General features: G+C 66.5%; 18 protein-coding genes. 12 read left to right on the forward strand and 6 right to left on the reverse strand.

Annotated features, from left to right (window positions below; translation table 11 throughout):
• Window positions 1-26 precede the first annotated feature (26 nt).
• From R5O87_RS00865 to R5O87_RS00885, 5 genes are all read left to right on the forward strand, one after another.
• Complete coding sequence (locus R5O87_RS00865) at window positions 27-536, forward strand: NUDIX domain-containing protein (RefSeq protein ID WP_462836427.1); 510 nt, start codon at window positions 27-29, stop codon at window positions 534-536.
• Window positions 526-876, forward strand: a complete 351-nt coding sequence (locus R5O87_RS00870; RefSeq protein WP_410557091.1) for a TraR/DksA family transcriptional regulator — start codon at window positions 526-528, stop codon at window positions 874-876. The genes R5O87_RS00865 and R5O87_RS00870 overlap by 11 nt, the downstream gene beginning before the upstream one ends.
• Before the next feature lie 82 nt (window positions 877-958).
• Complete coding sequence (locus R5O87_RS00875; protein WP_331572919.1) at window positions 959-1147, forward strand: DUF1918 domain-containing protein; 189 nt, start codon at window positions 959-961, stop codon at window positions 1145-1147.
• Between the two features lie 8 nt (window positions 1148-1155).
• A complete protein-coding gene (locus tag R5O87_RS00880; RefSeq protein ID WP_410557089.1) occupies window positions 1156-1635 on the forward strand; it encodes a hypothetical protein in 480 nt (159 codons plus the stop codon).
• Window positions 1593-3464, forward strand: a complete 1872-nt coding sequence (locus R5O87_RS00885; RefSeq protein ID WP_410557088.1) for a DUF5671 domain-containing protein — start codon at window positions 1593-1595, stop codon at window positions 3462-3464. Before R5O87_RS00880 ends, R5O87_RS00885 begins: the two co-directional genes overlap by 43 nt.
• Here the strand turns inward: R5O87_RS00885 and R5O87_RS00890 are convergent.
• A complete protein-coding gene (locus tag R5O87_RS00890; protein ID WP_410557086.1) occupies window positions 3442-4146 on the reverse strand; it encodes an endonuclease/exonuclease/phosphatase family protein in 705 nt (234 codons plus the stop codon). The genes R5O87_RS00885 and R5O87_RS00890 overlap by 23 nt on opposite strands.
• 324 nt (window positions 4147-4470) lie before the next feature.
• On the opposite strand from R5O87_RS00890, the gene R5O87_RS00895 reads away from it, so the two are divergent.
• Window positions 4471-5274 carry a thioesterase family protein gene (locus R5O87_RS00895; RefSeq protein WP_410557085.1) on the forward strand — a complete coding sequence of 268 codons (804 nt, stop codon included), beginning with the start codon at window positions 4471-4473 and terminating at the stop codon, window positions 5272-5274.
• Between the two features lie 21 nt (window positions 5275-5295).
• Here R5O87_RS00895 and R5O87_RS00900 read toward each other — a convergent pair whose 3' ends face one another.
• Window positions 5296-5673, reverse strand: coding sequence for a DUF2177 family protein (locus tag R5O87_RS00900; RefSeq protein ID WP_462836359.1), 378 nt, complete (start codon window positions 5671-5673; stop codon window positions 5296-5298).
• Here R5O87_RS00900 and R5O87_RS00905 point away from each other — a divergent pair.
• Window positions 5672-6445: a lipoate--protein ligase family protein gene (locus R5O87_RS00905; protein WP_410557082.1), complete on the forward strand. Its 774-nt coding sequence runs from the start codon at window positions 5672-5674 to the stop codon at window positions 6443-6445. The genes R5O87_RS00900 and R5O87_RS00905 overlap by 2 nt on opposite strands.
• A 42-nt stretch (window positions 6446-6487) precedes the next feature.
• Here R5O87_RS00905 and R5O87_RS00910 read toward each other — a convergent pair whose 3' ends face one another.
• Entirely contained in the window at window positions 6488-6850 is a 363-nt protein-coding gene (locus tag R5O87_RS00910) for a VOC family protein (RefSeq protein ID WP_410557081.1), read from the reverse strand.
• A 160-nt stretch (window positions 6851-7010) separates the two neighbouring features.
• Here R5O87_RS00910 and R5O87_RS00915 point away from each other — a divergent pair, with 160 nt between their 5' ends.
• On the forward strand, window positions 7011-7262 hold the full coding sequence (locus R5O87_RS00915; RefSeq protein WP_410557080.1) for a hypothetical protein: 252 nt from the start codon (window positions 7011-7013) through the stop codon (window positions 7260-7262).
• 64 nt (window positions 7263-7326) lie between these two features.
• On the opposite strand, the gene R5O87_RS00920 is transcribed toward R5O87_RS00915, so the two are convergent.
• Complete coding sequence (locus R5O87_RS00920) at window positions 7327-7584, reverse strand: mycoredoxin (protein WP_078028863.1); 258 nt, start codon at window positions 7582-7584, stop codon at window positions 7327-7329.
• 120 nt (window positions 7585-7704) lie between these two features.
• Between R5O87_RS00920 and R5O87_RS00925 the strand changes: the two genes are divergently transcribed.
• Complete coding sequence (locus R5O87_RS00925) at window positions 7705-8436, forward strand: SOS response-associated peptidase (RefSeq protein WP_462836360.1); 732 nt, start codon at window positions 7705-7707, stop codon at window positions 8434-8436.
• A 51-nt stretch (window positions 8437-8487) separates the two neighbouring features.
• Here R5O87_RS00925 and R5O87_RS00930 read toward each other — a convergent pair whose 3' ends face one another.
• The gene (locus R5O87_RS00930; protein WP_410557078.1) at window positions 8488-8910 is read right to left on the reverse strand and encodes a VOC family protein; all 423 of its coding nucleotides are present in this window, start codon (window positions 8908-8910) and stop codon (window positions 8488-8490) included.
• Window positions 8911-8924: 14 nt separating this feature from the next.
• On the opposite strand from R5O87_RS00930, the gene R5O87_RS00935 reads away from it, so the two are divergent.
• Window positions 8925-9251: a chorismate mutase gene (locus tag R5O87_RS00935; protein ID WP_111905387.1), complete on the forward strand. Its 327-nt coding sequence runs from the start codon at window positions 8925-8927 to the stop codon at window positions 9249-9251.
• Window positions 9252-9329: 78 nt separating this feature from the next.
• On the opposite strand, the gene R5O87_RS00940 is transcribed toward R5O87_RS00935, so the two are convergent.
• Complete coding sequence (locus R5O87_RS00940) at window positions 9330-9716, reverse strand: hypothetical protein (RefSeq protein ID WP_377965650.1); 387 nt, start codon at window positions 9714-9716, stop codon at window positions 9330-9332.
• Window positions 9717-9859: 143 nt separating this feature from the next.
• On the opposite strand from R5O87_RS00940, the gene R5O87_RS00945 reads away from it, so the two are divergent.
• Both R5O87_RS00945 and R5O87_RS00950 read left to right on the forward strand, forming a co-directional pair.
• Window positions 9860-10225 carry a DUF6504 family protein gene (locus R5O87_RS00945; RefSeq protein ID WP_410557077.1) on the forward strand — a complete coding sequence of 122 codons (366 nt, stop codon included), beginning with the start codon at window positions 9860-9862 and terminating at the stop codon, window positions 10223-10225.
• Entirely contained in the window at window positions 10222-13761 is a 3540-nt protein-coding gene (locus tag R5O87_RS00950; RefSeq protein WP_410557076.1) for a DNA polymerase III subunit alpha, read from the forward strand. Before R5O87_RS00945 ends, R5O87_RS00950 begins: the two co-directional genes overlap by 4 nt.
• Window positions 13762-13856 lie beyond the last annotated feature (95 nt).

The raw sequence follows: 13856 nt of genomic DNA on the forward strand, positions 1-13856 counted from the left end.
ATGAGGCAGACTGGGACGATGGAGAAATCATTCCGCCGTCCCCGGGTGACCCCCGCCGTCCCCTTGGCCCCCGCGACCCGGGCGACGCCTGGGTGGAAGGCGACCGGGGAAAGTTCTGGGGGCGCTTCGGATCGGCCGGCCTCCTGGCCCATGATCCCGGGAAGGGTGTCCTGCTGCAGCACCGCGCCACGTGGAGCCACCATGGAGGAACCTGGGGGCTTCCCGGGGGAGCCCTGCACCAGGGCGAGGACGCCGTGACGGGCGCACTGCGCGAGGCCCATGAGGAGGCGGCCGTTCCCGAGGAAAGCGTCAAGGTGCTTTTCACATCCGTGTTCGACGTCGGCTACTGGTCCTACACCACCGTGGCGGTGCGGGTGCTGGAACCGTTCGAACCGGCCATCAACGACCCGGAGAGCATCGAACTGCTGTGGATTCCCGTCGACGAGGTGGCCGGCATCAACCTGCACCCCACCTTCGCCGCCTCCTGGCCGGAGCTGCGCGGCAGGCTGCTGGACGGCGTCAGCGATGGACACTGACAGGTTCCGCCTGCTGCTGGAGGAAGAACGGGAGAGGAAGCTCGCCCTCCTGCCCGCGCTTCGCGCAGACATAGCTTCGGCGAATGCCGCAAGGCAGAACTCCAACGTCGACGACGAGCATGACCCCGAGGGGGCCACGATCGCCTTCGAACTATCGCAGGCGTCCGCACTCCTGGACCAGAGCCGCTCCGGACTGGCGGAAGTGGATGCCGCCCTCGAGCGGATCCGCGCCGGCACTTACGGAATATGCACGGTGTGCGGAGAGCAGATCGCCGAGGGGCGGCTGGAGGCGCGCCCATGGACCCCCTTCTGCATCCGCCACACGGGCGGCCGGGCATAATCCCATCCCTTCGCCGAGGATGCCCCGGGCCTGTTCCGCCGAAGGGAAGAGCATCGTACTCTAGGGCTGGGAGGTGATTGCCATGCAGGCAACCCAGGGAGACCGCATCATCATTCGGGGCAGGACAGTGGAGTCCTCTGACCGGCACGGTGAGATTTTGGAGGTCAAGGGCCAAAACGGAGCGCCGCCGTATCACGTCCGTTTTGACGATGGCCACGAGACCATCCTGTACCCCGGCGGCGACTTCACCGTCGAGCACCACACCACCTAGCTCCCCGGATGACCGCACCGCCACGGCCCGACCGGACCCTGATCGCAGTCCTTGCCATCATTGCCGGTCTCGTCGCCGTGGCGCTCGCTGTGGTCTTTTTCCGCGGCCAGCCGGAGCCGCTGGCCGAGAATACGCCGGCGGGTGTGGTCCAGCGGTATGCGGCCGCCGTCCTCAACAATGACGGCGCGGCAGCCGCGCGCTATTCCACAGACGGGCGGTTTGGGACGTCGTACCCGGACAGGCCGTGCGTGCCGGCCGACCGTCCTGCGGCGGGCACGCTGCGGGTCACGCTGGCCTCCACAGTAGAGCATGGCAACACGGCGGAGGTGCACGTCGTCCTGGCCACGTCCGACGGCAACGGCCCGTTCGGGAACCCCGAATACGAGACTGAGGCCGTGTTCGGCCTGGAGCGGGTCAACGGCAACTGGCTGGTTGCAACCGCTCCGTGGCAGCTCACCATCTGTCCGGTTCCGGCGGTGGCGCCGTGAGCACGGTCGGGCAGGGCACAGGCCGGTCATCATCGCCGGCAGTGCCCGCCGTGCGGCGGCTGGTGGTCTTCGTGCTCCTCTTCGTCCTCGTGCTGATCGGCGCGTCCGGCGTGGCCGGCCTGTTGGAGCGGCTGCTGACGGCGGGCACAGCACTTGCAGGGAACGACGTCGGCAGCCTCGCCCGGTCCCTCGCGTTCGGCCTGGTGGGCGGGTGCATGGCCGCTGTCCTGTGGTGGCTGGCGTGGCGCCGGCAGGGGGAGGACGCGGAACGTTCCTCCATTGCCTGGGGACTGTACGTCGCAGGTGTCTACACCGTGGCCCTCGTCACCGCTGTCACGGCGTTGCTCGGCGCCGTGGCCCAACTGGTGGGTCTGCTGGCCCGTGCCGGAGCCGGTGCGGCGGGTACGGATGTCCTGGCTGAGGGAACGCAATGGCGTTCGTCCCTGGCCATGGGTCTGGTGTGGGCGGCCGTCTGGGCGTGGCACCGGTGGATGTGGCTGCACCGCAGTAAGGGACCGCGCCGGCTGAACACGGTCCCGGCGCTCGCAGGGTCGGTCCTGGGGCTGTTGATATTCGCCGGCGGAGCCGTGACCTCGCTGGGCGGGCTTCTCGAAGCGTCGTTGCGGGGGCTGGCCGGTGCGCAGGACGTGGGAGCACCCTGGTGGGTTGCGGTGCTGCAGTCGCTCATCTGGGCCGCCGGCGGATTCCTCGTTTGGTGGTGGCACTGGGTCCGGGGTGGGGCGCGGCGCCTGTCCTCACCGCTGGCCAACGTGGCCGCGGCGGTCTTCGGCGTGCTTGGCGGCTGCCTCACAGCAATGGCCGGTGCCATCACCGCGGTGTTCGTCCTGCTGCGGCTGGTACTGGACCGCTCCGAAGAGATGCTCCGGCTCGTGGATCCCCTTGGCCCCGCGCTGGCAGCGGCCGCGGTGGGGTCCCTCGTCTGGCGATACCACTCGGTGCTGACGGCCGGGCGGTCGGAGAAAATGCGGGAGGCGGGGCGGCTGCTGGCCTCGGGCGTGGCCCTGGTCGCTGCGGCCTCAGGCGTGGGGGTGGTGGTCAACGCGGCCCTGGGGTTTGCCGAAACAACGTTGGCCGGAACGGGCAGGCGCACGCTGCTCCTGGGCGGCATCAGCGCGCTGGCTGTGGGCGGGGCAGTGTGGTGGCGGGCATGGCAGCCAGCGAACCGCGGCGCATCGGCGAGCGCCGACAGTGTGGAGGCTCAAGAGCGTGCAGGCGGTTCGGGCAGCGTAGACGGCCTGCCTGCCCGCCCTGCTGCCGGACGGCGGGTCTACCTCGTGGCCATCTTCGGGATCAGTGCCGTCGTGGCGCTGATCGCCCTGCTGGTGGTCGGCTACCAGGTCTTTGAATATCTCCTGGACCCGGTGCCTTCGGGAAACTTTGTGGGCCGGATCCGATCGCCGCTCGGGCTGCTGACCGCCACGGCTCTCGTGGCCGCCTATCACTACAGCGTCTGGCGCCGGGAGCGCGCGGCGCCGCCGGCGGACACTGGCCGCACCATCGGGGAGGTTGTCCTGGTGACAGGCTCCGATCCCGCTCCGCTCCTACGCGCCATCCGGAATGCGACCGGTGCCAATGTGACGGTGTGGCTGCGTTCCACCCGTCCGGCACGACAACCGGATACCGGGCCGACGGATACTGGACAGCCGGATTCCGCACAGACGGACCCTGCACAGCCGGATCCCGGAACGGTCGTGGCCGCGCTGGCAGGTGTGATCGCAGAGCGGGTGTTGGTCGTCGTCGGACCCGGCGCCCGGATTGACGTCATCCCGGTACGGGATGGCACCGTCAGGAAACCGGCTGGCCCTTGATCGGGGCCCGGTCAACGCCGTATTCGGCCGTCACCAGGATGGGCAGGTGGTCCGACTTCCCCCGGGGCAGCGTCTCCACGCTTTCAATGTCCAGGCCCAGTGACGTGGCAAAGTCGAAGTGGCCTTTGAAGACCTTGTACCGCGTGTACGTCCTGCGGTTGCTCAGGGACAGTGCGTAGCCGGAGTTCTTCATGTGCGTGTCAAGGCTCTTGGTGAAGAACGGATAGTTGAAGTCGCCCACCATCAGTGTCATGAGCCCGGTGCCCATGCTCAGCAGTTCGGCGTGCGCCGCGTGGATCTGCTTGCGCCGCAGCGAGTTTGACGCCGTGAGCGGGGCGGCGTGGAACGAACCCACCACCAGCTCATGGTCGGTTTCGTTGTCCACCATCCGGGTGCCGATCAGCCGCTCATGGGCCGGTGCCATCACTCGGTCGTGCATGGACTTCTTCAGGGCGAAGGTCTGGGTATCCAGGGCCGTGAACCGGTCAGCCCGGTAGTAGATGGCCAGGCCAAGCCGGTTGCCCTTGGTGTAGTCGGCCAAGTGGAGCGGGCCGAGCGTGTCAGGCAGATCGGATGAGTCACATTCTTGAAGGCACAGGACGTCTATCCCAAAGTTGCGGGCCAGACTCATCAGTTCACCGCTCGCCTTGTGCTTGCGGAGGTTGTAGCTAATAACTCGCATCGAACACCTCTTCCGAGGGCTGCTAGAAGGACCAGTCTCCGAGTCTACCCAGATCATCATATGGAGATCCGGACATTAAGCGCGCGTCCGGCGGGGCAAAATTATGCCGCGCCGGACGTGTGCCGCGTGCTGCTGGTTCCCGGGGTGACCACCATGCCGGAGCTTCCGGCAGCTGCCACGGCGCCGCCGGAGGCGTTCTCCGTCATCGGAGGCGGTCACCGATACCGTGCCGCCGCTGATGGCGATGTGCTCGGCGGCGGCCCCGTACGCCGGAAGCGATAGAGTGAACCGGGATTAACCGATCACGCTTTGAAGGAGTCAACGTTGACTGCTGAACTCCCGGAACTCGCCGACGGCGACTTCTACTACCAGGACCTTGGCGGCGGCCGCTTCCGGTCCACCATCCACGCCCAGGGGGCTTGGAACGCCCACGAACAGCACATGGCCCCGGCGTCGGGACTCCTGGCGGACCGCCTCGACCGGCATGAACCCCGGAACGACATGCGCATGGCCCGGCTCAGCTACGAAATCCTGGGACTGATCCCCGGCGGTGAATTTGAAATCGTCACTACAACGCTGCGCCCGGGACGCACGATCGAGCTGCTGCAGGCAGAGCTGGTGGCCGCCGGCCGCATCGCCATCAGGGCAACGGCCTGGCGCATGGTCACCAGCGAGACGTCCGCGGTGGCCGCCGTCGAGGACGGCACCATCCCGTCGCCGGACGAATGCAAGCCGTACGACGGCGCGAGCGTGTGGCCCGGTGGGTATATCCGCTCCCTGGAAATGCGGGTGGCGGAGGGGCACCGTCCCGGCGCCGGGAAGGTGTGGCTGCGCACGGACCACCCCCTCACGGACAGGAACGACAGCACGGACATGGCGCGGCTGATGGGGCTGGTGGACACCGCCAACGGCATTGCCGCACGGGTGCCGCCGGGCAAGGGCAGCTACGCTTTCCCCAACCTGGACCTCCAGATCCACATGTACCGGCGGCCGGTGGGTGAGTGGCTGGGACTGGACAATGCTGTGTCCTTCGGTGCTGACGGCATCGGCCTCACCTCGACCGTGCTCCACGACCTGTCCGGCCCGTTCGGGCGGGCGGAGCAGATCCTCACGCTGCGGAAGGGCTGACCGCCGTCGATTGTGGGCCGGCTAGTGGAAGACCAGCCAGCCCGCCAGCGTGGCGAGGGCGGTCAGCAGTGCACCCCATGCCATGTCCACCACAATGAGCTGCAGCGGCCAGGTCCTGAGCGTCGCGGCGTTGGTGAGGTCGTAGGTTGCGTAGGCAAAGGCGCCCAGCGCCGCCCCATGGCCGACGGCGGTCAGCCAGGTGCCGCCGTCGAGCGCCGGCCGGAGGGCAAAGAAAACGATGCCCGCAATGTAAATCAAATAGAACGCCACGGCGTACCCTAGATTGGGCCGCCGAGCCAGCAATTCACCGACGTGGCCGCGGTAAAACGGGTTCATGAGCTTGAGCCACACGGCGTCGATCACGGCGAAGGCAGCCGCGACGACCAGGAATTGCAACATGACCATAAGGGAGCTTAGCAACATGCAGCAGGCCGGGGCTGAATCACGGACTTTGACCCTCGTCCGGCAGGATCAGTCCCTCGGCGCAGTCCGGGACCTTGATTTCGGAATCGAGCTCCTCGGCAAGGCCAGGGCCGGGGACATTGGGCCCACCCTTCGGCTGTACCGGCCCGCGCCGACTGTTGCCTTCGGCCAGCGCGACACCCGCCTGCCCGGCTTCGGCGCCGCTGCCCAGGCGTGCCGCGACCTCGGGTTCGAACCCCTGATCCGCAAGGCGGGAGGCCGCGCCGCCGCGTACCACGAGGGCACCCTCATCATCGACCACGTGGAGCCGCACAGCGATGCGATCGCCGGAGCCAAGGGCCGGTTCGCCTTTTTCGGCGGGATGCTGGCGGGGGCGCTGCAGAGCGTGGGCGTGCAGGCCGCCGTCGGTGAGATCCCCGGGGAGTACTGCCCGGGTGAATACAGCGTGCACGGCTTCGCATCCGTTGCGCCCGAGCACCGGATCAAGCTGGTGGGCACGGCCCAGCGTGTGGTGTCCGGCGCCTGGCTGTTCAGCTCCGTCGTCGTGGTGGAAAACTCGGCGCCCATCCGTGAGGTGCTCACGGCCAGTTATGCGGCCCTGGGGCTGGACTGGGATCCGGCGACGGCCGGCGCGGTCAACGACCTCGTCCCCGGCCTTGACGTGCAGGCCATCGAGGACGCGGTGGTCCGAACCTACGGGGACTACGCCGCGATGGGCGAGGCGGACTTCAGCAGTCTTCACGCCTAGCGTTTGGCTCAGCCTCCGCCGCGGCCTGTTCCGTGGACGGAATTATTCGGTGGCTGAAGGAATCTGGCAGATCATGAGGACGTTTCCGTCCGGGTCCCGGAAATTGAACCACTGGTCGTCGTTGACAGCCGTGAGTTCCACACCCCGGGTTTTCATGAACGCGTGCGCCGCATGGATGTCCGCGGTGTTGAAGTGGAACGCCGGAACCTGGAAGACGGCGCCGGGGGAGTAGATCCTGCTGTCCAGAACCAGGCCGGCCCCCTCCATGGGAAGGATGTACAGGTGGTCCAGCAGGACCTTGTCATCGGCGGGCACGCCCAGCATGCCGCAATACCAGTCGCGGGCTTCCTCGATATCGCTGACGGGGACAAAGACGGTGCCGATCTGCGGGGAAACTGGATTCACAGCAATCCTTTGGAACGCGGGAAGGAACTTGAACTGTAACGCGCCGGCCCGGCCGGCGCCGGAAGCGTCGCCGGGCCCGGAATTTTCGTACCCAGAGCTGTCGATTTCAAACGCCGGGGAGAGGACGATTAAAGGACAGCCGCTGAAAAGGAGGTCGGTGATGTGCTATTCATCGCGGGCGGATTTTGGCTGGGACACCCGAAAGGATACCGTCCGAAAGCCTGAGGCGCACCGGGTACCGGCGCCGCCGGAAGCTGCGCACGGGAACCCACTGCCCGTGGACCATCCGGAAACCCGGAGCCACGCGGACGAGACAAGGCTGTGGGCCTTCCTGGCCCGCCGCAAGGAGCCCCGCCGCAGGGAAGCCCACGCACCCAGACCGGAGCAGGACCGCATCGGCGAAAAGGTCTGAACAAAAAAGTAGAGGCACCGGAGTTCCGGTGCCTCTACTTTTTGTTACTACTGTGGCGTCTGCCCTAGGCGGCTAGCCTGCTCTTGACCTCGGCTGCCGACGGGTTCGTGGCCGCGGTGCCGTCCGGGAAGAGGACGGTGGGGACGGTGCGGTTGCCGCCGTTGATCTGCTCCACGAGCTCGGCCGTGCCGTCGACCTCTTCGATGTTGATCTCGGTGTAGCCGATGCCCTGCGCGTCGAGCTGCTTCTTCAGCCGGTTGCAGTAGCCGCACCAGGTGGTCGAGAACATGGTGATGGTGCCGTCTTCGGGGGTAAAGTCCACGGGCTCTCCTCGGATTGATATGGTCCTGTCGGTTTCCTTCCCCACAACCGTAACCCGGGCGCCGGTATTCCCCCGTCTCTGTTGCGATGGCATGCTGGTGCCATGTGTGGACGTTACGTCATGGCCCGGGCAGTAGGGGATCTGCTGGCCGAATTCGACGCTGAACTTGAGAACGAAACCGTGATCCCGCCGTCGTGGAACGTTGCCCCCACCGACGGTGCGCCGATTGTTTTGGAACGGCTTATCGACGGCGACACGGTCCGCCAGCTGCACGTCGCACGCTGGGGCCTGGTCCCGTCGTGGGCGAAAAGTCCTGCCATGGGCGCGAAGATGATCAATGCCAGGAGCGAGTCGGTCCTTGAGAAGCCGGCGTTCCGCAAGGCCGTGCAGTCGAGGCGCTGCGCGGTCCCGGCGGACGGCTACTACGAGTGGAAGCAGGGGGAGGGCCGCAGCAAGCAGCCGTATTACGTCCACCCCCGGGACGAGTCCGCCATGGCCTTCGCCGGACTGTACGAGTGGTGGAAGGATCCGTCCGTGCCGCCGGGCGAACCCGCACAGTGGATGCTGTCGATGTCCATCATGACGGCGGACTCGCCGCCGGCGGGAACCGAAGGAACGGTGTTCGCCGAACTCACGGCACTCCACGACCGCGTCCCGCTGCCGATGAGCCGCGACACCATGGCGGCCTGGCTTGATCCGCAGGTGGATGACGCCGCCGGCCTCGTGGACCTGGTCCGGTCCGGAGTGAAGGAGGTTGCCGCCGGCTGGCGGGTGGATTCCGTGGGCAAGGCGGTGGGTAACGTCCGCAACAACTCCCCGGACCTCATCGAGCCGGTGGAGGCTCTCTTCTGACGCTGCGGGAACCCGGAAGGGAACCCGGCCGGAACCAGCGGCGGGCCGCAATCAGACGGTGACCCGGCCGCCGTCGTCCACCGTCCAGGTCGGGTTGAAGGCAATCTCCCAGCGGAAGCCGTCCGGATCGGCGAAGTAGGCGGTGTAGCCGCCCCACGGCTGGGTCTTGCCAGGAGCCACGACGGCGGCGCCGGCCGACTCTGCCTGTGCCATCACCTGGTCCACCTGCCCCGCGCTGCCCACGTTGTGGCTGAGCGTAATGCAGGGAGCGGCGGAAGGAGCGTCGACGGCGGCCTCGGACTGCATCTGCCCGGCATCCCACAGGGAGAGAATCAGGCCGTGGTTGGCCTGGATGAAGATGACTTCGTCGGGAACCTCGCGGTGGACCGGCCAGCCCAGGCCGTCCACATAGAAGCGCCGGGAGGCGGCCACGCTGCGCACTCCCAATGAAATAAAATCGACTCTGGGCTGCATGGTTCGATACTGTCATGATCATGCCCACAAATCACGGAGACGAGAAAAACGCCCAGGCTGACCGGGAACAGCTCGCCGCCGTGCGGGTCGCGGTGGACGAGGTGGACGAGCAGATCGTCACGCTGATTGCGCGCCGTGAACGCCTGATCCGCATCGCTGGAACGCTGAAGGGCGACGACGCCGAGGTGCGGGCGCCGGGCCGCGTGGAGCGGGTTATCGAGCACGTGCGCCTGGCCGCCGAGAAAAAAGAAATCGACCCGGATATCGTGGAAACCACGTACCGGGCCATGATCTCGAAGTTCATCGAGCTTGAGATGAAAATCCACAACGACAACAGCTGAGATGCTGGCAGGCGCGTCGGAGCGCGGAGGCGGCTGATCGGGCTGCTGCCCGGTGCCGCTCGCGGTGGCGCTGACCCTCTAGAGCTTCTCCTCTACGGGCACGCCGGACTGGAATTCCCGCCCGTCGGCCTCGCTGAACGCGGACATCAGATGGCTCTTGTCGAGCCCCAGGACCGTGCTCATGGGAAAGTTGCCCGTGATGGTGTTGCCCGAGTGCTCAACGCTGCTGAGGTCGAAGTTCTCCTCCGTGCCGTCATGGCTGAAGGAGTAGATCGAGACCGCCTCGCCGTTCATGAACTCGATTCCCAGCCTCCGTTGATGCGAATAATCCGGAGTGGCAGCCACGAGCCCCACAACAAAGGCGCCCGATGCTGGAATGCTGCCGTCGATATCGAACTTTGCCACCAATGTGCTTTCTTTGGCGGCGATGCTTACCTGCTTCAGGAGCGCGTCATTGGAACTCATGGGACCATCCTGCCCTGTGAGCCGCCGTCCGTCCACACCCATCTAGGTTTTGTCTCCGGCCCGGCGTAGACTGGAACTATTCGAATACATATTCGAATGCCTGCGTATTATCCGCAGGATGGGATTGGTATCCGGAGGCACCCATGGGAACGTTCAGCGAGTCTGTCGACGTCGTCTGCGCACCTACCGGTGAGCCGGCGGAGCTTCGGTGGGGCGGAAGGGAATACCGGGTCTGCGCTGAACCCTTGCGCTGGTATGAACGGCGCCAGTGGTGGGCCGAGGAACGGCGTGCCCCGCTGGGAAGCGGGCCAGGGCTTGTGGACCATGAGATCTGGCGGGTGCAGGTCCTGCCTGCCAGCAGTTGCAGCCCGCCGGAAAATCCGGCTGCAGAACCGGCTGAACCCCTGACCCTTGACCTGGTGCGGCACACCGGCAGCGGACGCTGGCGGCTGCTCCGGATCCATGACGCCCTCAAGCCCAGAGACGCATTCCAGCACAAATCAGCATGAGCTTCACTCACCTCCACGTTTCCACCGCCTTCAGCGCCCATTACGGCGTCTCCTGGCCGGATGAACTCGCCCAGGCGGCAGCTGCCCAGGGCGCAACCGCCCTGGGGTGCACGGACCGGGACGGCCTGTATGGCACCGTAAAACACCTCAAGGCGTGCATGGCTGCCGGGATTGCCCCCGTGGTCGGCGTCGATCTGTCAGTGTTCGACGACGAAGGGGACCACGGGGGCGGGCTGCCTGATGTCCGGGTTGCCAAAACCCGGTATTCGGCGGACCGCGTCACAGGGCGGGTCGTAGTGCTCGCGCACGGACACAACAACGGCGCGGGGTACAAGGCCCTGTGCCGGCTGATCTCCGACGCACACGCCCGCACCACGGGCAAAGCAGGGGGCGCGGTTCCCGTTGCCGTCACCAGGGCTGAACTCGCCTCACGGGTGCTGGACCCGGAAACCCTGAAACCGGTGCTCACCATTCTGTTGGGCCCGGATTCCGACGTCGGCCTGGCACTGGGCGGCCGGCGTTACCTCCGGCCCCGCACCCTGTTCAAGGGCTGGCTGGACGCGATGCCGGCCGGAAGCGTCGCAGCGGAGATCGTCACCCACCTCAGTGCGCCGGGGGAGCCCCTCAGCACGGCCCATGCGGTACGCATGCTCAAGCTGGCGCAGGAATTCAGTGTGCCTGCCGTCCTCACCAACGCAGTCCGCTACTGCGAGGAGGACGGGGCCGCCACCGCGGACGTCCTGGATTCGGCCCGCACGCTGAAGTCACTTCCCGAGCTCTCCGCCGCTCCGCTGCTCCAGCCCAACGGGCAGGGCTGGCTGAAAACCCCTGTCCAAATGGAGGAGCTGGGCAAGGAAATTATCCATGCCGCCGGCTACGGCACAGCTGACCTCCAGGTGCTGCTCGCACAGACTGAGGCGCTCGCGGACCGTTGCCGCATGGACCCCGAGGCTGACATGGGCTGGAAGCAGCCTGTGGTCCCCGAGGCCGCCGTCATCGGCATTGAAGGGGATCCGCTGGCAGAACTGGCCCAGCGGTGCGAAGCGGGAATTGCGCGGCGCTTCCCCGGCATCTCCGGGAAGGCCGAAGCGGACATGCGAGCCCGGCTGCAGCATGAGCTGAAGATCATCGCCCGCCTTGGCTTTGCCTCCTACTTCCTCACCGTGGCCGAGGTTTCCCGAATGATCCTGGACATGGGCGTGAGGGCGGCGGCGCGGGGATCGGGGGCCTCCAGCCTGGTCAACTACCTGATCGACATCAGCCAGGTGAACCCGCTCCAGCACGACCTGATCTTCGAACGGTTCCTCTCCGGTGACCGGTCCACCCTGCCTGACATCGACATCGACGTGGAAAGCGCGGAGCGGCACAACGTCTACCGGAAGATCTTTGACCGCTTCGGCTCCCAGCGCGTCACGCTGATGAGCATGCAGAACGGCTACCGCGCTCGCGGTGCGGTGCGGGACGCCGGCATGGCTTTGGGGATGGACGACGACGATGTCGGCGAGATCGCCAAGCAGCTGTGGCGTTTCTCGGCACGGAAGTTCCGGGAGGCCCTGGAGGAAAAGCCGGAACTCCGTGAGTTTGCCGGGCGGGTGGAACAGCGGAACTTCACCGAGAACCAGCAGCTGGACCTGCTGGTGGACCTCACCGAACGGCTGGACCGCCTTCCACGCCACATCTCCATGCACCCCTGTGGCGTGATCCTGGGAGATGCCACCCTGCTGGACCGGACCCCCGTCCAGCCCAGCGGCCTTGGCCTGCCCATGAGCCAGTTCGACAAACACGACATGGACCCCATGGGCATGCTGAAGCTCGATGTCCTGGGCGTTCGGATGCAAAGCGCCATGGCCTTTGCCGTCCGGGAGATCATCCGCATCCATCCCTCCAAGGCAGAAGTGGTGGCTGCCGGAGCACACCCCGTTGGCCCTGGCGGCAACGGGCCCGACTACATCACCGAGGACGGGCTGATCGACCTCAACGCCGTGCCCCTGGATGATGAGCCGACGTATGAGCTGATCAGAAGCACCCACACGCTGGGGTGCTTCCAGATCGAGTCACCGGGCCAGCGGGAGCTGGTGGGCAAGATGGCCCCGCGCGAATTCAACGACCTCATCATCGACATCTCCCTGTTCCGCCCCGGTCCCATGAAATCGGACATGGTCCGGCCCTTCCTCGAACACCGGCATGGCTTCGCGCCGGAAACCTACCCGCACCCGGACCTGAAGCCGGTGCTTCAGGAAACCCACGGGGTGACGGTCTTCCATGAGCAGATCCTGCGGACCTTCGATGTGATGACCGGCTGCGGGCTGGCAAAAGCCGACGAGTTCCGCAGGGCGTTGAGCAACGACGCCATGGAGGGCCAGGTGGAGGAGTATTTCCGCCGCGAGGCAAAAGCCAGGGGATACAAGCCGGACGTCGTGGACAAGGTCTGGGGCACCCTGAAATCGTTCGCCAGTTTCGGGTTCTGCAAAGCCCATGGCGCCGCCTTCGCCGTGCCCACCTACCAGTCGGCCTGGCTGAAAGCCCACCATCCGGAAGCGTTCCTCGCCGGCCTGTGGGAACACGATCCCGGCATGTACCCCAAGCGGCTCCTCGTTGCCGAAGCACGCCGCATGGGAATCCCCATCCTGCCGCTGGACATCAACCGCAGCGGGGCGGAATACCGGGTGGAGCGGCTCGCTGAAGGCCCTGACCGGGGAAAGCTCGGCATCCGGCTGAGCCTCAATGGCATCTTCGGACTGTCCGGTTCTGAACTGAAGCGGATCGTTGCCGGCCAGCCCTATGATTCACTGGCTGACCTGAGGGCACGGTCCAGGCTGAGCAAGCCCAGCATCAAGCGGCTCGCCCAGCTGGGTGCCTTTGACACCCTGCACCGGGAATCCGGCGGGGCAGCCAACCGGGCAGACCTTGTCCACCACCTCCAGAGCCTTCAGAACAAGCCTGCCAAGAAGGGCGCCGACATCATCGAGGGGCAGCTCGCGCTGCCGCTCGGGGATGTCGAACTGCGCAATATCAAGGCAGGGCTGCCGGAACCCACCGCGGTGGAGAACGTCCGGGCGGAACTCGACCTGATGGCCGTTGACGTCAGCGAGCACCTGATGTCCAGCCACCGGCCGCTCCTGGACGGGCTGGGCGTGACCACCGCGGACAAGCTGCTGGGACTGCGCAACGGCACGGAGGTCCTGGTGGCCGGGGTGCGGATCGCCACCCAGACCCCGCCTATGCGCGGCGGCCGGCGGGTGGTCTTCATCAGCATCGACGACGGCACCGGGTGCGTGGATTCCGTGTTCTTCCACGAGGCGCAGGAGAACGCAGGCCCGCTGCTGTTCGGAACCCGGCTGCTGCTCATCCGGGGAACCACCCGGCGGACCGGCCCGCGCGGCATCAGCCTCAGCGCCAGCATGGCGTGGGACCTCAGCAAGGTGGACACCCTGCCGTTCCCGGAACGGGGGACCGCTGTGCCTGAGGAGATCAGGCAACAGGGGCCCTTGGAAGGCATCAGCAGGACCCTCGCCATCACCGGACTGGGAAGCTGACCTGCCTTGCCGCCGTGGCGCTTTGGCTCGCCACTTCAGCAACAGATAACATTGACGAGGCTGGCTGTGGTCCCCGTACGCCACAAGCTACGAAG

The sequence above is a fragment of the Arthrobacter globiformis genome (assembly GCF_046536215.2).
GTDB classification, from domain to species: Bacteria; Actinomycetota; Actinomycetes; order Actinomycetales; family Micrococcaceae; genus Arthrobacter; species Arthrobacter globiformis_E.